Source organism: Frankia nepalensis (assembly GCF_016786325.1).
In the GTDB taxonomy this organism is placed as follows: Bacteria; Actinomycetota; Actinomycetes; order Frankiales; family Frankiaceae; genus Pseudofrankia; species Pseudofrankia nepalensis.
Genome location: NZ_JADWYU010000092.1, coordinates 11,647 through 28,875 on the forward strand (window position 1 = coordinate 11,647; position 17,229 = coordinate 28,875).

Annotated in this window: 13 protein-coding genes; 5 read left to right on the top strand and 8 right to left on the bottom strand. The window is 74.1% G+C overall.

Translation table 11 applies throughout. The features are described from left to right. Positions 1-273: 273 nt before the first annotated feature. The 5 genes from I6A81_RS06755 to I6A81_RS06775 form a co-directional block, all read right to left on the bottom strand. On the bottom strand, positions 274-1,281 hold the full coding sequence (locus I6A81_RS06755) for an acyl-CoA thioesterase (RefSeq protein ID WP_307874510.1): 1,008 nt from the start codon (positions 1,279-1,281) through the stop codon (positions 274-276). 224 nt (positions 1,282-1,505) lie between these two features. Next, positions 1,506-3,044, bottom strand: a complete 1,539-nt coding sequence (locus I6A81_RS06760; protein ID WP_203007354.1) for a SulP family inorganic anion transporter — start codon at positions 3,042-3,044, stop codon at positions 1,506-1,508. A 306-nt stretch (positions 3,045-3,350) separates the two neighbouring features. Next, on the bottom strand, positions 3,351-4,193 hold the full coding sequence (locus tag I6A81_RS06765; RefSeq protein ID WP_238430925.1) for a DUF305 domain-containing protein: 843 nt from the start codon (positions 4,191-4,193) through the stop codon (positions 3,351-3,353). 402 nt (positions 4,194-4,595) lie between these two features. Next, complete coding sequence (locus tag I6A81_RS06770) at positions 4,596-6,155, bottom strand: FHA domain-containing protein (protein ID WP_203010126.1); 1,560 nt, start codon at positions 6,153-6,155, stop codon at positions 4,596-4,598. A gap of 399 nt (positions 6,156-6,554) precedes the next feature. Next, complete coding sequence (locus I6A81_RS06775; RefSeq protein WP_203004997.1) at positions 6,555-6,800, bottom strand: hypothetical protein; 246 nt, start codon at positions 6,798-6,800, stop codon at positions 6,555-6,557. A 656-nt stretch (positions 6,801-7,456) separates the two neighbouring features. On the opposite strand from I6A81_RS06775, the gene I6A81_RS06780 reads away from it, so the two are divergent. Both I6A81_RS06780 and I6A81_RS06785 read left to right on the top strand, forming a co-directional pair. After that, positions 7,457-8,194, top strand: coding sequence for a glycosyltransferase family 2 protein (locus I6A81_RS06780; RefSeq protein ID WP_307874511.1), 738 nt, complete (start codon positions 7,457-7,459; stop codon positions 8,192-8,194). Between the two features lie 84 nt (positions 8,195-8,278). Continuing rightward, complete coding sequence (locus I6A81_RS06785) at positions 8,279-9,304, top strand: tryptophan--tRNA ligase (RefSeq protein ID WP_203004996.1); 1,026 nt, start codon at positions 8,279-8,281, stop codon at positions 9,302-9,304. A 91-nt stretch (positions 9,305-9,395) separates the two neighbouring features. Here the strand turns inward: I6A81_RS06785 and I6A81_RS06790 are convergent, their stop codons facing one another. Together I6A81_RS06790 and I6A81_RS06795 are read right to left on the bottom strand one after the other, a co-directional pair. Beyond that, on the bottom strand, positions 9,396-10,073 hold the full coding sequence (locus I6A81_RS06790; RefSeq protein ID WP_238429731.1) for a YdcF family protein: 678 nt from the start codon (positions 10,071-10,073) through the stop codon (positions 9,396-9,398). 188 nt (positions 10,074-10,261) lie between these two features. Beyond that, positions 10,262-11,368, bottom strand: coding sequence for an ABC transporter substrate-binding protein (locus I6A81_RS06795; RefSeq protein ID WP_203004995.1), 1,107 nt, complete (start codon positions 11,366-11,368; stop codon positions 10,262-10,264). Positions 11,369-11,715: 347 nt separating this feature from the next. On the opposite strand from I6A81_RS06795, the gene I6A81_RS06800 reads away from it, so the two are divergent. Both I6A81_RS06800 and rsmA read left to right on the top strand, forming a co-directional pair. Then, entirely contained in the window at positions 11,716-12,615 is a 900-nt protein-coding gene (locus tag I6A81_RS06800; protein WP_203005002.1) for a TatD family hydrolase, read from the top strand. Between the two features lie 122 nt (positions 12,616-12,737). After that, the gene (gene rsmA / locus I6A81_RS06805; protein WP_238429737.1) at positions 12,738-13,568 is read left to right on the top strand and encodes a 16S rRNA (adenine(1518)-N(6)/adenine(1519)-N(6))-dimethyltransferase RsmA; all 831 of its coding nucleotides are present in this window, start codon (positions 12,738-12,740) and stop codon (positions 13,566-13,568) included. A gap of 21 nt (positions 13,569-13,589) precedes the next feature. Here the strand turns inward: rsmA and rsmI are convergent, their stop codons facing one another. Further along, positions 13,590-14,624 carry a 16S rRNA (cytidine(1402)-2'-O)-methyltransferase gene (gene rsmI, locus I6A81_RS06810; protein WP_203004994.1) on the bottom strand — a complete coding sequence of 345 codons (1,035 nt, stop codon included), beginning with the start codon at positions 14,622-14,624 and terminating at the stop codon, positions 13,590-13,592. Positions 14,625-15,253: 629 nt separating this feature from the next. Here rsmI and I6A81_RS06815 point away from each other — a divergent pair. Next, complete coding sequence (locus I6A81_RS06815; RefSeq protein WP_407661265.1) at positions 15,254-16,948, top strand: dolichyl-phosphate-mannose--protein mannosyltransferase; 1,695 nt, start codon at positions 15,254-15,256, stop codon at positions 16,946-16,948. The last annotated feature ends 281 nt before the right edge of the window (positions 16,949-17,229 follow it).

Sequence of the window (17,229 nt, forward strand, 5' to 3'; positions counted from 1 at the left end):
CCGTCGCTTCCGTCGCTGTCGGAGTGTTCGGCGTCGTAGCGGTCCTGTACGTCCGCCAGGTTTTCGACGGCCACTACGAGATCGCTGTCGTCCGCGTGCATGTCGAGAGGGTGCATGTCAAGTCCTCCCCGCCGATGGGCGCCACTTGGCCAGATGCCGAGCGTCAAAATAGTAAGTGCCGCGCGCGGCGCCGCGCAACCAGTTGATGACAAAAAGCACTGGGCGTAACCGTGTTTCACCGGCCACGGCTGGCCGACGGGCGGGATTCGCCGGTCAGGTGGCCCGCTTCGGCGCGAGCGCGCGCAGCATGCCGACACACTCGAAGACGGCGCACAGCCGGCCGTCAGCCCGGTACACCTCGCCGCGGCCGAGCACCCGGCCGTTCCCGGCGTGCGGGGAGTCGATCCGCACCAGGTGCCACTCCCGCGCGTCGACCTCCTCGGCGAAGGTGATGGTCTGGGCGAGGATCGCGGCCGACAGTCGCTGATCCGGGGCCAGGCTCACCGCGCCGCGGTCGGCGTGCGCGGTGGTGACCCGCGGGACGAGCAGTGGCTCGCTCGTGAACGCGACCAGCGCCCGGGCCAGGGCCGGGTCCGCCGGGGCGTCCGGGATCCGCTGCCACAGGTCGAGCCCGTACGGGCTCGGGCCGGGGGCGACCCGGACCTCCCACGGCAGCATCGGGTGGTCGACGGGCGCGGCCGCGTCCGGGCCGCTCCAGCCGTCCGGCCGGGCAGGCTCGTGCCGCACGAAGTCCCGCTCGTGCGCGCCGAGCAGCACGTCGCCCCGGCTGATCGGCCGGCCGTCCTGGCGGAACGTCAGCGCCAGGGTCGCGTACGTCCGGCCCGCCTGCAGCCACTCGACGTCGACGTCCACCGGCGCGTCGAAGCGGCCTGGGTTCGGGAAGACCGTGTGCATCGTCTGGGTGGTCCGGCCCGGCGCGAGCCGCTCGGCGAGCACGATCTGCTGGGCGAGCAGCTGGGCGCCCAGCACCCCGCCATGCGCGCTGGGCAGGCACCGGACGGGCAGCGGTGGCGTCGCGTCCCCCGCGAGGTCGAGCACCGCCAGCACCTCGGCGAGGGAGGAGAACGGGGACAGCCCGCGGAGGTCCTTGGCGTCGGGACCGAGCCCCGCGGTCAGCGCCGCCGTGACGGCCGGGTCGGCGGCCAGATGGCCCGGGCCGGCGGCCGCCGGCCCGCCGGGGCGGCCGGCCGCGAGAGCCGGACCGCTCGGGGGCGCCGCGTCCGCGCCCAGGGCACCCGTCGCCGCCGCGCTCGTGCTCACCGCGCTCCCATCGTGCTCGCCACCGGTGCCGCGCGCCGCCAGGCGGATCGGGCCAGGACAGGCGCGTCCCCGGATACCACCCGGTGGGCGCGGCCGGCGCCCAACCGGAGACCGGCTCCCACTATCGGCGTGGGTGGCCCCGGGCGGAGCGGGCAGTGACCGACCCCACGGCCCCGGGACGCGCGGCCGTGGACCGGGACGCGCCCGCCGGCGGCGCGCGGGTCTCAGGCGGTCTCGGCCCGCTCGCCGCGGCGCATGGAACGCAACATCGTGGCGCTGCCGTGGTCGAGACCCGTGATCTCGGCCGCGCGGCCACGCTCGGCATAGCGCTGCAGGACGTTGTCGACGGCCGCTGCCGCGGCCGAGTCCAGCACATCGGCCTCCGAGAGGTCGATCACCACTCGCGGCGGGTCGTGGGCGTAGTCGAAGGCGGTGACCAGGTCATTCGTGGAGGCGAAGAACAGTGGCCCGCGCACCGCGTAGATCCGCACGCCACCGTCGGGATCGAGCACGCTGGTCACGTTCGCCAGGCGCGCCGCCTTGCGGGTGAACAGCAGCGCCGAGAGGATCACCCCGACCAGCACGCCGTAGGCCAGGTTGTGGGTCGGCACGACCACGGCGACCGTGGCCACCATCACCAGCGTCTCGCTGACCGGCATCCGGCGCAGCGTCGCCGGTCGCACGCTGCTCCACTCGAACGTCATCATCGAGACCACGATCATCACGGCGGCCAGCGCCGCCATCGGGATCACGCCGACCACCGACCGCAGCGGCAGCACCAGCAGCAGGAGGAACCCGCCGGCGGCGAAGGTCGAAAGCCGGCCCCGGCCGCCGGACGACACGTTCAGGATGGTCTGGCCGATCATCGCGCAGCCGCCCATCCCGCCGAAGAACCCGCTGACCACGTTGGCGGCGCCGAGTCCCCAGGTCTCCCGGTTCGGGTCGTGCCCGGAGTCCGTCATCCGGTCGACGATCTGGGCGGTGAGCAGCGTCTCCAGCAGCCCGACGGCGGTCAGCGCGAGCACGTAGGGCAACAGGATCCGGACGGTCTCCCAGGTCATCGGGACGTGCGGCAGGCCAGGGAGCGGCAGGCCGGTGGGCAGCTCGCCCTCGTCGCCCACCGTCGGCGCGTCGAGGTCGAAGACCGCCGTCAGGAGGGTCAGCAGGGCGACGGCGACCAGCGGCGCCGGAACCGCCTTCGTCAGCCGCGGCAGCGTCAGCAGCACCGCGAGCCCGCCCGCGACCAGCGGATACACCACCCACGCGTCCCCGAACACGTGCGGCATCTGCGCCAGGAAGATCAGGATCGCGAGCCCGTTGACGAAACCGATCATGACGGTCCGCGGCACGAACCGGATCAGTCTGGCCACCCCGACCAGGCCCAGCGCGAACATCAGCACGCCGACCGCGACCGTCGCGGCCAACAGGTACTGGAAGCCGTGCTCGCGAACCAGCGGGGCGGCGACCAGGGCCATCGACCCGGCGGCGGCGGAGATCATCGCCGGCCGGCCGCCGGTGAAGGCGATCACCGCCGAGATGATGAACGAGGTGAACAGGCCGACGGCGGGATCGACGCCGGCGACCACCGAGAAAGAGATCGTTTCGGGGATCAGTGCCAGCGCGGTCACCAGTCCGGCGACCAGCTCGACCCCCGCCTGCCGCGACCCCGGCCAGGCCCGGCGCAGTCCTGGAAGCGCGGCCGACAGGCGCGACGGGCCAGGCCCGGCGGACGGCGCCGGGGCGGAGCCGGGCAGTGCGGACATCGACGAACAACCTCACACGAACGATGAGACCGGGCGTCCAGGGATCGCCCTCGGCGGCGGACGGCGTGGCCTTCGGTCGCGCTCGTCACCGAGGGCGAGCAGGGACGGCCAAGCGCCCGGCCCATGGGCCCGCGGCCTGGGCCGCGTGGCGGATCGGGCAACCCACCGAACTGGAGGAAGCGTACCTAATGCACGAAGCGTGATTATTTTTGGACGGGCGGCTACGGACGGTCTCGACCGCCGGGACCAGAGGGCGCTGGCGGGACCGCCGAGCCCAGGGTGCGTCCCGTGGCGGGAGGGCGGCCGTCAGGCGCGGGGCGCGCCCAGCCGCGTCAGGTCGGCCTGCATCTGCTCGATCTCCCGCGACTGCACGACGACCATCGCCTTCGCGAGCGTGCGCACCTGGTCCTCGCCGGCATGCCGCGTCGCGTACTGGGCCATCGCGATCCCGCCGCGATGGTGACGGATCATCAGCGTGAGGAAGAGCACGTCGCTGTCACGCCCGCTGGCCGAGGCCAGCTGGGCGAGTTCGGTGGTGCTGGCCATGCCCGGCATCCGCACCCCGTCGGTACCGACCGGGGTTCCCCCGGTCGTCCCTCCCATGTCATGGCCGCCGTGGCCGCTGTTCTGCCCACCACTGTCCTGCCCGTCGGCGCCGCCCATCCAGCGCATCGGCTCGCCGACGGTCGACTGCTCGAGCCCCCAGTCGGAAAGCCAGGAGTGCATCACGCCGATGTCGCGCTGTTGGCTCAGCGCGATGTCCTGGGCCACCGCGACCGTCTGGCTGTCCGCGCCGTGGCTGAACTCGAGCATGCTCATCTGCACCGCCTGCGCGTGGTGCTCGGACATGTCGCGCAGGAAGCCGGCGTCGACCGAGCCGGTGCCTGGCGCCCTGTCGGTCAGCCCCCGCAGCCCGAACCCGGCGGCGAACAGCGCGACGGCGGCCAGCAGCACGAGCGGCCCCCACAGCGGCCACGCCCGCCGACGCTTCACCGGCGTGGGCCCGGCGTCCCCGGACGCCCCGTCGGCCGCGGCGCCGCCCACGGCGGACGGCTCCGGCGCGACGGCGGTCGACGCCCCAGGCTCCTCGGCGGTGTCCGCCGAGGACGCTGGCATGGCGGACTCGGGTACGGATGTGGGCTTCGGCAAGACGGCTCCTTCTCGATCCGGTCCACTGACCGAGTCGCGTCCCCGCGGCTCACCGGCCCCTGGTACCGCTCCGCCGTGCGTTCGGCGCGCGCACAGAGACCATCAGCGGGACCCGTGCCACCAGGTTAGCCCGCGCCATCCCGCACGCGGCCAGTCCTCGGCCGGGCGACGCCCGACGGACGCGTGCCGCCGACGGAGGCGGAACTCGTCACGCATACCAGCCACGATCCCGGCCCCGGACCGGCCCCGACCACGCACTTACGGGTTCTGCCCGGTACCAGGCTGGTCGGGGCGCTCAGCGCCCCGACGGCGGAGCCGGGGTTCCTGCCGGATCGGCGGAGCTTGCGGAGTCGATCTGGGAGGTCCGGATGGTCGCCCCTGGGCGACCTTGAGGCGACCGCCTCAGACGTGCACCTGGCTGTTGAAGACGAACGTGCGCTTGCCGACCTGCACGCGGGTGCCGGAGACCAGCGGCGCCGGCTGGTGCGGCTCGAGCGCCGTCCAGACGGTCGCCTCGGGGGGAGCGATGTAGGTGCCGTTGGCGGAGCCACGGTCGGTGATGACGGCGTCCCAGCCGTTGAGCGTGATGACCGCGTGCACCCGGGAGACCGCGCTCTCCCCGTCCTCGACCGGCAGCGGGCGGGCCGTTCCCGCGCGTACGGCGTCGTCCTTGTCGGGCTGGCGGCCGATCACCAGGTCGATGTCGACCGGCACCGTGTGCCCGTCGTCGAAGACCAGCACGCCGACCGGCGGCCGCGGCCGCCACACCGGCTGGCTGTCGTGCGCCGACAGCGACGCGCCGCACTCCGCGCAGTACGGCGCCTGGGGATGGTTGAAGTGCCCGCTCGGGCAGAGCACGCCCTCGACCTGCGCCTGGTCGTTGCTCGGCAGCATCGTCGGGGCGTCGTCGTCGATCAGGTCCGAGACGGTGAACGTCTGGCCGGGCAGCTGCGTCAGCGCCTCGCTGTCGTCGTCCTCGGTCAGCTCGCCGGCGTCCAGCGGGACGGCCTGCCCGTTGGCGCTGGGCACGGGCCGGGCGAGCTCGGTCGGCGGGTCCTCGTCGAACTCGTCGAGTTCGTTCAGCTCGTCGAAGTCGGCGGCGCGGGTCGGCTCGGCGCCGGCCTGGCGACGGTGCTCCTGCTCCTCCTTGCTGAGCAGCGGCGAGAGCGCCGGCGGGGCGACCGCCTGCTGTTCCGGGATGCGCTCGAGCGGCGCCGGGCCGCGGTCGAGCGGCGCCGGGCCACGCTCGAGCGGGGCCGGGCCGCGGTCGACCGGGGCCACCCGCTCGGCCGGCGGTGGGATGCGCTCGACCGGGACCGGGATGCGCTCGGCCGCGGTGGCCGGCTCGCGGGGCGGCCCGTAGTTGGCCAGCAGGTCCTCGGCGGCGGACTTCGGTACCGGCAGCGCCGCCTCCCGGGCCGGCAGCAGGCTCACGCCGATGCCCGGCACCGCGCCGATCCGCAGGTCGAGCGGGAAGCCCAGGCCGGTGCCGGTGATCTCCGCCTCCTCGGCGGGCGCGCCGGACATGCCGAGCGAGCCGCTCGGGGCGACATGCACGTGGGTGATCCCGTCGGGCAGCAGCCGGTCCACCCAGGTGGCCGACTCCTCACCGGAGAGGGTGAGCGGGCTGGGCCCGGCGGCGGTGACATCCATCGCGCCATGCACCAGCGCGGCGATCCGCTCGCCGACCGCGGCGAGCAGGGTGAAGTCCGGCACCTCGTCCGGGTCGGCGGCGGCGAGCAGCCCCGCGACCCGGCGGACCAGCCGCCGTCCGGTGCTCGCCGTGTCCCCGGGCTCGGCGGCCACCTCGGCACACAGGTCCAGCAGCCGGCGCGCGGTGTCGGCCGTCCGCGGCCGGCCGGCCCGCGCGACGATGAGGACGCCGGGCAGCCGAACCACGACGCCCGTCTCGTGACCGCGGCCCGCCTCCACCACCACCCGGAACCGGTCCAGTCCCGCCATCTCGCCCTCCGCGCCCGTCGGGCCGGGTGATGCCGGCCCGTGCCGCCCGGGCCGGGTCGGCCGCGGGCTGTCGTTGGTGCTCCGATCCGTGGCCGCCGTCCGCCCTCCGCGCCGACGACCAGCGTCGGGTCGCGGCGGCGCCCGAGACGACCACGTGCGATCTTCGGGGTTAGGTTATCGGGCCGACGCGCGGTTTTCCGTATCTTCCATTGTCGGTGGGGGCCGCGGAGCTGTCGCCTGGGCGCCAACCGCCGCGGTGGCCGTCGGCTTCGCCCGGCGCGCCGGGCCCGGCGCGCCGTCCGGGGGCGGGGCGGGCAACGTCCGGGGGGCGGCGTCTCGCGGGCAAGGTGCCGTAGGCGGCGTCCCGTGGGCAAGATCCCACGGGCGGCGTCCCGTGGGCTACGCCCCGCCGTAGGCGCCGGGCCGGACGGCGGGCGGGTACGCGCCGGTGCCGTTGAGGCCACCGCCCATGCCCGCGGGCATCGAGCCGGTCATCGAGCCGCCGAGGCCGCGCGGCTGCTCGGTCATTGCCTGGCTCACCTTGGACGCGATCGCCTCGGTCAGCCGGATCGCCTGGGTCAGCGAGAGGTTCAGCACGATCTCGCTGTCGTCGGTCATCGCGAAGCGCACCGATACATCCGCCATGGTGATTCCTCTCGATCGCCTTCCCTGGAGTCCAGGGCGGCTCGGGCTGGTCTCCCCTGAAGGCCGCTGGACGCGGCCGGAGGGTGCCGCGCGTCCGGTGGGGACGCCCGCCGCGGGACGCGGTGACCTGTTCCACGATCCCCGACGCCTGTGGCCAGATGCCAGCGACCCCCCTTCGTGACGCCGTCATTCGTCCGGCCGTGGTTCGCCGTTGTGCACATATAGTCATTGATCGACTGCGTTGTAGCCGCCCTACCAGTCTGATCGACGAGGTGCTGCGGCATTTCGTGTCAAGACGGCCACCATGCGTTTCCCCCTTTGGAGGGGGTAGACGAATCTGCGTGACCGAGCACACCCTCAGGCCGAGGCGTCGCCTGGCCGACACCCGCAGCCACCCAGCCGTCCGCCGAGCGCGCGCGTCCGCGCGTCCCCCATCGCCGAAAGGTGCCACCACGCAGCGTCGCCCGGCCACCGCGTCCGGCCCGGTCCCGGTGACCGCCGGTGACCGCCGGGGCGCTTCCGCCCTGGTGGCGCCGCCGGAGCGGCCGGAGCGGCCGTTCGCGCCGGGGCGGGCGGCCCGTCCTGGCGGCCGGGACCGCGTGCCCCGCCCGTCCGAGCGGTCCCGCCCGGCCGCCCGGCCTCGGCCGCCTCGCCCGGTGGCCGCGGCGGCGCGCCCGGACGGGCCGGCGGTCTCCGTGGTGATGCCCTGCCTGAACGAACAGGAGTCGGTCGGCGCGTGCGTGCGGGCGGCGCTGGCCGGGATCGCCGCCGCGGGCGTCACCGGCGAGGTCGTCGTCGCCGACAACGGCTCGACGGACGAGTCCGTCCGGGCCGCGACCGAGGCCGGCGCCTGGGTGGTGCGAGAACCCCGCCGCGGCTACGGCAACGCCTATCTGGCTGGGTTCGCCGCCGCGCGCGGCGGCTACCTGGTGATGGGCGACTCCGACTGCTCCTACGACTTCGGTGAGCTTCCCCGGCTCCTGGCCCCGCTGCGGGCCGAGGGAGCCGACTACGTGCTCGGCTCCCGGTTCGCCGGCGAGATCCTGCCGGGCGCGATGCCCTGGACCCACCGGCATCTCGGCAACCCGGTGCTCACCCGGATGCTGAACCGGCTGTTCGGGCTGCGGACGTCGGACGCGCACTCGGGGATGCGGGCGTTCACCCGTGCCGCCTACGAGCGGATGGCGCCGCGGTGCGGCGGGATGGAGCTGGCCTCCGAGCTGGTGGTCGCGGCGGCGGCCCGCGGGCTGCGGGTCGAGGAGGTGCCGATCACCTACCACCCGCGATCGGGCAGCTCGAAGCTCCACTCGTTGCGCGATGCCGCCCGGCACGTCCGCTTCATGCTCGGCTACGCCGCCCGCCATCGCCGTGACCTCCGGGCGGCGGCGACCTGACCTGTCGGCTCGCCGGCCGGCGGCGGGGCTCGCCGGCGGGATATCTGATCGTCGGGTCGGCGGTGCCTCCGTAGACTGAGCGGCATGGCACACGAGGGCCAGAAGGTCTCGCTCACCGGCATCAAGCCGACCGGTGACGCGCATCTGGGTAACTACATCGGGGCGATCCGGCCGGCGCTGGAGATGGCGTCGACGTTCGAGTCGCTCTATTTCATCGCCGACTACCACGCGCTGACGTCGGTGCGCGACCGCGCCCAGATGGCGAGCTGGACCCGCTCGGTGGCGGCCACCTGGATCACGCTGGGCCTCGACCCGAAGCAGACGATCTTCTACCGGCAGTCCGACATCCCGGAGGTCTTCGAGCTGCAGTGGGTGCTGTCGTGCGTGACCGGTAAGGGCTTGATGAACCGGGCGCATGCCTACAAGGCCGCCCGGGACCGCAACGCCGAGGCGGGGGTGGCCGACCTCGACGCCGGTATCAACATGGGGCTGTTCAACTATCCCGTGCTGATGGCGGTCGACATCCTGATCATGAACGCCGACGTGGTGCCGGTCGGCCAGGACCAGATTCAGCACCTGGAGTACGCGGCCGACATCGCGGGCTCGTTCAACCACCTGTTCGGCGACGTCTTCTCGCTGAAGATTCCCGAGGCGGTCACGCCGCCGGGCGAGTCGGGGCGGGTGCTGCCCGGCCTCGACGGGCGCAAGATGAGCAAGTCGTACCAGAACACCATCCCGTTGTTCGCCCCGGAATCCCGGCTGCGCAAGCTCGTGCGGTCCATCAAGAGCGACAGCACCCCCGTCGAGGCGCCGAAGGACCCCGACAGCTCGGCGGCGTTCCAGCTCTACGAGAACTTCGCCACGTCCGAGGACGTCGCCGACATGCGCGGCCGGCTGGAGGCGGGCGGTACCGGCTGGGGCGAGCTGAAGAACGCTCTGTTCGAGGAGCTCAACGCGCAGCTGTCCCCGCTGCGGGAGCGCTACGAGGAGCTGATGGCGCCGGACAGCGAGATCGACACGATCCTCGCCGAGGGCGCCGAGCGGGCCCGTGAGCGTGCCCAACCGGTCCTCGCCGGCGTCCGTCGCGCCGTCGGCATCGACCGGCTCTGACCGACCCGCGCGGGCGACGGCCGCCGAGGCCGCGGCCGGTGGTCAGCCGCGCGGGTGGTCAGCCGCGGCCGATCGCCAGCCGTGCCGGTGGTCAGCAGCCGCGCTGGAGGACCAGGGCCTTGACGGTGGCCGCCCATTCGTAGGCGATCATGCGGGCCCAGTCCGCCCGGGACCCTGGGTCGACGGTCATGACCCGGACCTCGCCGTCGTAGCAGCGGCCCAGTCGTAGCCGGGCCCGGCCGTCCTGCGGCGTCGAGGTGACCAGGAGGATCGACCGCCAGCCGCGGGCGTCGGCGGCCTCGGCGGTCCAGCGGGACTCTCCGCGGGTGGTGAGCGGGTCGGGGTGGAAGCAGATCACCTCGACGTTCGGGATCGTGTTCGCCGGGCAGGCGTCGCCAGGGGCCGGCTGGGAGACGGCGAGCACCGGGGCATACCCGGCGCGCGCCAGCGAGACGGCGAGCTCGACCCTCCCCGCGCTGCCCGCGAACATGACGATCGCGTCGACGGGCGCGGGCGCGTCCCGCTTGGGGTAGACGAACAGCTTGGCGGTGACCGCCACGAACGCGAGCACCAGCAGCCCGGCGAGGCCGCCGATGAGCCGGCGCCGCCCGCGCGGGCGCGGCGAGCCTCGTCGGGACCGGCCGGCGCCGGGGCTGCCCGCGGCGCCGGCACCGGGCAGGCCCGGGCCGGTGGGAGCTGGCGGCGCGACGAGGCCGGCGGGCGGTGTGACGAGGCCGGTGGGCGGCGCGGCGGCTGGACCCGGTGTCATCGCCCACCTTCTCGTCGCGGACCCCCGCGCCCGCGGGCGCCACGGACTGGCCGTCCCACGGCCACGCACGACCAGTACACCCGCCGGTTCCCATGGTCGCCCGCCGGGGAGCCGGGCCCGGGCCGACCGGCCAGGACGGGCCGTGGCCCTCCAGAGCCAGGCCGGCCCGACGTCAGCGATTCCGGACGTCAGCGATACGGACGGGGCGTGAGACCAGGCGTGGCCGTGCGGGCCTGCCAACGCGGGTGGGCGAACTGGGCCCTGGCGCGCTCGCGCGGCCACACCGTCCAGGACGCGTTGGACTGCCACTGCACGATCGGGATCTGGTGACCCACCTGCAGCCCGGTCGTCTCGTCGAGACGGAACCGGCCGAGCAGCGTGACCGTGTCCAGGCCGCGGGCGGCGGCGAGCACCGACGCGTCGTCGACGCCGCCGGAACGGCGGATGCACGCGCCGAGGATCAGCCCGGAGACGTACGTCCAGGCGGCCGTGGCCGTCGGCGCGGTGCCGTGCAGCGCCCTGAAGTCGTCGGTGAACGCCCAGGCGTTCGGGCCCGTCGTCGTCTCGGCCATGCTGTCCGGCTGCCAGCTGCCGGGCGCGAGCAGGCCGTCGCTGGCGTCGCCGAAGCTCGCCGCCACCTGCGCGCTGACCGCGGTCGAGAACGCGGCGGCCCGCCACGGGCGGCGCAGCAACGCGCTCGCCGCCGCCAGCTCGTCGTCCGGGTCCGCGTGCACGATCAGGACGTCGGCGGACGGCAGCCGGCTCGCGGCGATCGCCGCCTGGCCCGGGCCGAACGTGCTGGTGGTCACCTCGAACCCCGTCGAGCGGGCCGCGGCCTTGATGCTCGCCGTGGTCTCGATCGCGAAGTCGCCGGCGGACAGCAGGACGACCGCCCTGCGCGCGGTCCGGTCGGCCGTCCGGACCAGCGCGAGCACCTGCCGCGGCCACGTCGACGACGGCGCGGCCATGTTGATGACCTTGGGGTAGGTCTGCCGCATGAACCGGGTGGTGGGAGCGCCGGTGTTGAAGACGACGCGGTCGGTCGCGGAGAAGGCCGCGATCGCGGCGCGCCGGCCATAGGGGCCGAGGATCGCCGCGGGTTTGGCGGCCACCGCCGTGCGCATTGCCGCCGCCGGGTCGGGATGGGCGTCGTAGGCCGTGACGCTGATGTCGGTCCACGGCAAGGGGAGGCTCTCGTCCCGTGCCCACAGGGTCAGACCGCGCAGGCTCGCGAGGCCCTGCGCGGCGTCGGGGCCGGTAAGTGGAGTGACAAGAGCGACGTTCAGGACGGTCATCGGCATCCGTGTAGCAAGCGACCCATGGAGTGGCATCCCCGATGCTGGCAGGGCGGCCAGACCCTCAGATCTGGCCACGCGAGGACCGCCAATCGCGAGCCATAGGATCCGAAGCACGCGAACAGCCGTCCGGCGGCAGCGTATCCGGGCCGTTCGGGGCACGTGAAGGTAGGTGCGACTAAGCCGGGCATCCTGGTCCGTCAAACGGCGGCCAATGTTCCAAGTCCGCGATCGCCGCCGGGAGACAAGCTCCCTCGATCCGCCGGGACGGATCGAGGAATCCCTGTTCCCGGGCCTGGCGGGCGGGCTCCGCCGGGCACCGGGGCGGACGACATGCGGACAACATGATGGGCGACGGCGGCGCTGGCGAGGCGAGCGGCGCCGCCGATGGCGCGACGGGAGGCAGAACGGTGGGCAACGCACGCGCGCGGGACACGGGGCGTAAGGGTGACCCGCCGCCGGCACCCGAGCCGTTGGGCGTGGAGATCATCGACAGCCACTGTCACCTCGACCTGATGGACACGCCTCCGGCGGAGGCGGTCGAGGCGGCCCGGGCCGTCGGCATCCGGCGGATGATCACCGTCGGGGTCGACCTGCCGACCAGCCGATGGCAGGCCGAGATCGCAGCCAGGCTCCCCGACGTGTACGCGGCGGTCGCCATCCACCCGAACGAGGCGGCGCGCGGCGTCGACGAGGAGACGTTCACCCAGCTCGCGGCGCTCGCCCGGCAGCCGAAGGTGCGCGCGGTCGGCGAGACCGGCCTGGACTACTTCCGGACCCCGCCCGAGCAGCACGCCGCCCAGCAGGAGAGCTTCCGCCGCCACATCGCCCTCGCGAAGGAGACCGGCCTGCCGTTGATGATCCACGATCGGGACGCGCACGCGGACACGCTGCGCATCCTGGCCGAGGAAGGCGCGCCCGAGCGGGTCGTCTTCCACGCCTTCTCGGGCGACGCCGAGATGGCGAAGATCTGCGCGGACGCGGGCTACGTGATGTCGTTCGCCGGCAACGTGACCTTCAAGCCCGCCGAGCAACTGCGCGCGGCCGCCGCCGTCGCGCCCGCCGAACTGCTGCTCGTCGAGACCGACGCGCCGTTCCTCACCCCTATGCCCTTCCGGGGCCGGCCGAACGGCCCCTACCTGGTTCCGCTGACGCTGCGCGCGATCGCCGACGTCCGAGGCGAGCCGCTCGACGAGCTGGCCGCGACGATCGCCGCGACCGCCGAGCGGGTGTTCGGAGATTGGTAGCGGACAGCGACGCGCCGCCGGCGGGCTCCAAGGCGGCCCAGGGCGGCGTGGCGGCGCCGTCGGCGACCGCGGACGGGCTGTTGTCGGGTGCCGACATCCGGGCGATCGCGGGCGCGCTCGAGCTGCGGCCGACGAAGAAGCGCGGGCAGAACTTCCTGGTCGACCCGAACACGGTGCGCCGACTGGTCCGGCTCGCCGGCGTCGGGCCGGACGACGTCGTCCTGGAGGTCGGCCCCGGTCTCGGGTCGCTCACCCTCGGCCTGCTCGGCGCCGCGCGCCGGGTGGTCGCCGTCGAGGTCGACCCGGCGCTGGCCGCGGCCCTGCCGGCGACGGCCGCCGCGCGGCTGGCGCCGGCCGCGGCCGAGCGGCTGACGGTGCTCACCCGTGACGCGCTGCGGCTGGTCCCCGCCGACCTGCCGCGCGACGGGCTGGACGAGTCCCTTGGCGCGGCTCCGGGGGTGCTCGCCGCGAACCTGCCGTACAACATCGCCGTGCCGCTGCTGCTCGGCCTGCTGGAGCGCCTCCCGTCGCTCCAGCGCGGCCTGGTGATGGTTCAGGCGGAGGTGGCCGACCGGCTGACCTCCCCGCCGGGCGGGAGGGTCTACGGCATCCCGAGCGTGAAGCTCGCGTGGTTCGCCGCGGCGCGCCCCGCGGGACCGGTGCCGCGTTCGGTGTTCTGGCCCGTGCCGAACGTCGACTCCGGCCTGGTCGCGTTCACCCGCCGGCCCGCGCCCGCGCCCGAGGCGCTGCGGGCCGACGTGTTCGCCGCCATCGACGCCGCGTTCGCGCAGCGGCGCAAGACGCTGCGCACCGCGCTGGCCGGCTGGGCCGGCTCGCCCGCCGCGGTCGACCGGATCACCCGGGCCGCCGGCGTCGAACCGGGCGCCCGCGGCGAGACCCTCGACATCGCCGCCTACTGCCGCCTCGCCGCCGCCCGCGCCCGCGAACGCTGAGGGCGACTCGGCGGGCGCCGGTCAGGGCGCGCCGTGGGTGGGCTTCTTCTGGGCGGAAGGGTCACGGGTCGAGACGAGGGCGGCGTAGACGTCGGCCCGGGTGACGCCGTACTCGGCCATGACGGCGCGGCGGGCGTCGGCGCGGGAAAGACCCGCGGCCTCGTGGCCGGCTACGGCGGCGGCGAGCTCCGCCTGGGTCGGGGGACCGGGCGGGCCGGCCGGCGCCAGGTCGTCGTCCGCCAGGTCGTCGTACGTCAGGTTGCCGGCCGCCGGGCCGCCGGACTCGGGATCGCCTGGCCGAGTGGCGTCCGCCGCGGCGCTCGTCTCGAGGGCGGTGCCCAGCGGCCGCCAGGTGGGCCGGCGGGGGCCGGCCGGGGCGCCACCGACGACCAGGGTGAGCTCGCCGCGGATCTCGCGTCCGTCGCCGGCCCAGCCGGCGAGCCGGCCGAGATCGCCGCGGACGACCTCCTCCCAGGTCTTGGTCAGCTCCCGGCAGAGCACCGCGGGCCGGTCCGCGCCGAAGGCGGCGACGAGGTCGGCGAGGCTCGCGATCAGCCGGTGCGGCGCCTCCAGGAAGACCATCGTGCGGCGTTCCGCCGCGAGCTCCCGCAGCCGTGAACGGCGCTCACCGCCGCGCCGCGGCAGGAACCCCTCGAAGGTGAACCGGTCGCTGGGCAGGCCGCTGACGGCCAGCGCGGCGGTCACCGCGGAGGGCCCGGGCACGACGGTGACCGGGATCCCGGCGGCCGCGGCCGCCGCGACCACCCGGAACCCCGGGTCCGACACCGCGGGCATCCCGGCGTCCGTTATCAGGGCGACCGTCTGCCCCGCCAGCATCTGCTCGGTCAGCGCGGTCGCTCGTGCCCCCTCGACGGCGTCGTAGCAGGACGTCACCCGCCCGCCGATGGTCACCCCGAGCGCGTGCGCCAGCCGGCGTACCCGCCGGGTGTCCTCGGCCGCGACGACATCCGCCGTGGTCAGCACCTCGGCGAGCCGCGGGCTCGCGTCGAGGGGCTCGCCGATCGGCGCCCCACAGACGATCAGTACTCCGGTCATCCGCGTCCCTGCCCCTCCGGTCGGGCTGGCCGCTGGCTGCCCGCACCCGCGGTCACCGTATCCGCCAGCGTTCACCGCCTCGCGCCCAAGGAAACCGAGGGGGCGGCCACGTCGCCGACGTCACCTGCGCCCGGCCGCCAGGGTCCTTCCCGTGGATCTTGCTGGCGTGGCGCGACCGCCGAATGGCGCGCTCATCCAAGGATCACGGGCTGGTCGGGAGCCCGTCGGCTTCCCTGGTCGTCGGACGTGTACGCCGTTCGGCGTTTTCTGTCCGCTTTGTCCCTGAATCCCGCGCAGGTCTGGTGATCTGCCAGGGAGACCGGGCCGAGGTGGGGTGAAGATCGCGGGTTGCGTGCGCGGATCGGCGGTCGGGGACGGTGGACCAAGATCCACGGGAGGTGTGCCACGGCGCTACTCGTGGAGCTCCCGTCCGCGGGCGGGGCTCCGGGGTTCGCGGTGATGGCGCGGGTGCTCGACGTCGACGACCTTGGCTGGAGCGTGCCCCCAGGGTGGGGCATCCGCTGTCGAACCCGAACGGTACGTGTGGGGCAGATGCCCCGTCGGTGTCTGGGAGACGGTGTCCCCTACTCCTCAGCCACGTTTCAGGACGGACCACCTAACCTGTTTGCGTGACGGCGACGATGATGGCCCAACCGACCGGAGCCGACGCGGGCCCCGCCACGTCCGTGACCGGGCGGCGGTCCGGTCGGTCGGATCCCGCCTCGCCGTTGCGTGATCGGCTGTGCCCGCCGATGCCGTCCGACCGGCTGGCCGGATGGCTGGCGGCGCTCGGGGTCACGCTGGTCGCTGGGATCCTGCGGTTCTGGCGGCTGACGGAGCCGAAGTACATCTACTTCGACGAGGTGTACTACACGCGGGATGCCTGGGGTCTGATGACCCACGGCTACGAGGTCAGCACCCAGGGCTGGGCGGAGGCGGACAAGGCGCAGTGCGTCGGTGCCGGCTACGTGGTGCATCCGCCGCTGGGCAAGTGGTTCATGGCGGCGTCCCAGAAGCTGTTCGGGTACGTCGACTGTTCCGGCGCGGTGCATGGCAACCCGGAGCTGGGGTGGCGGTTCGCGTCGGCGTTCTTCGGAACGGTGGCCGTGCTGGTCCTGACCCGGACGGCCCGAAGGATGTTCCGCTCGACTGTCCTGGGCTGCTTCGCGGGCCTCGTGTTCGCCTTCGACGGGTTGCAGTTCGTCCAGAGCCGGATCGGGATTCTGGACATCTTCCTGATGTCGCTGCTGGTGATGGGGCTGGCCTGCCTGGTGGCCGACCGTGACTACGGCCGGGCGAAGCTGGCGGACCGGGTCACCGCGCTCGCCGAGCGGCGGGCGGGCACGGCCGAGGGCGACGGCGACGGCGACCAGGCGAGCACCCGGGCGGCCCAGCTCGACGCCCGCTATGGCCCCCGGCTGGGGCTGCGCCCATGGCGGCTGGCGGCCGGGTTCTTCCTGGGCGCGGCGATGGGCGTGAAGTGGAGCGGCCTGTACACGCTGGTCGGTTTCGCGGCGCTGGCGATCGCCTGGGACATCGGCGCCCGGCGGACGGCGGGGGCGACGGCGCCGGTGCGGGGCGCGCTGCGCCGGGACCTGCCGGCCTGGTTCGGCTGCTACGTGCCGCTGCCGATGGCGACGTTCCTCGCGACCTGGACCGGATGGTTCGTCACCGACGGCGGCTACAACCGGCACACCGAAGGCGACGGTTTCGTCGGGGCCTGGAAGGGCTGGTGGGGCTACCAGCGCGCGATCCTGGACTTTCACGAGCACCTGAGCACGCCCCACCCGGCCCAGTCGGCGCCGTTCAGCTGGCTGGTTCTCGGCCGGCCGGTGCCCTACGACTACGACGGGCCGGGATACGGCCAGAAGACGCGGGACGGCAGCCAGGTCTGCGACGCGGTCGGCGGCTGCTCCCGGGAGATCCTGGCGCTCGGCAATCCGGCGGTGTGGTGGGTCGGGACGGCCTGTCTGGTGGTGATGATCGCCTTCTGGGTCACCAGGCGGGACTGGCGGGCGGCGCTGGTACTGGTCGGTTTCGGCGCGTCGTTCCTGCCGTGGCTGCTGTACCCGAGCCGGACGATGTTCTTCTTCTACGCCCTGCCGCTGCTGCCGTTCCTGGTTCTCGGGATCACCGCGGCCGCCGGGTTGGCGCTCGGTCCGCGCGAGGCCTCCGATACCAGGCGTCTGGTCGGCGCGCTGTCAGTCGGCGTCTACCTGATCGCCGTCATCCTGCTCTTCGCCTACTTCTACCCGATCCTCTCCGGCCAGCTGATCCCCTTGTCGGCCTGGCGCGCCCGCATGTGGTTCCCCGGCTGGATTTGAAGAGCCGGCGGGTAGCCCAACCGCCTCCGCGAAGGCCCGGCCACGAGCGAAGCGAAGTGGTTCCTCGTGGGGTAGAGCCCGGGACGGATCCGTCGGGGATCTCGTGACCGAGCTGGCGCGGAGGCGTGCCTGCGCGGAGTCCTCTACGAGCGAAGCGAAGTGGTTCCTCGTGGGGTGGAGCCCGGGACGGATCCGTCGGGAATTTCGTGACCGAGCTGGCGCGGAGGCGTGCCTGCGCGGAGTCCTCTACGAGCGAAGCGAAGTGGTTCCTCGTGGGGTGG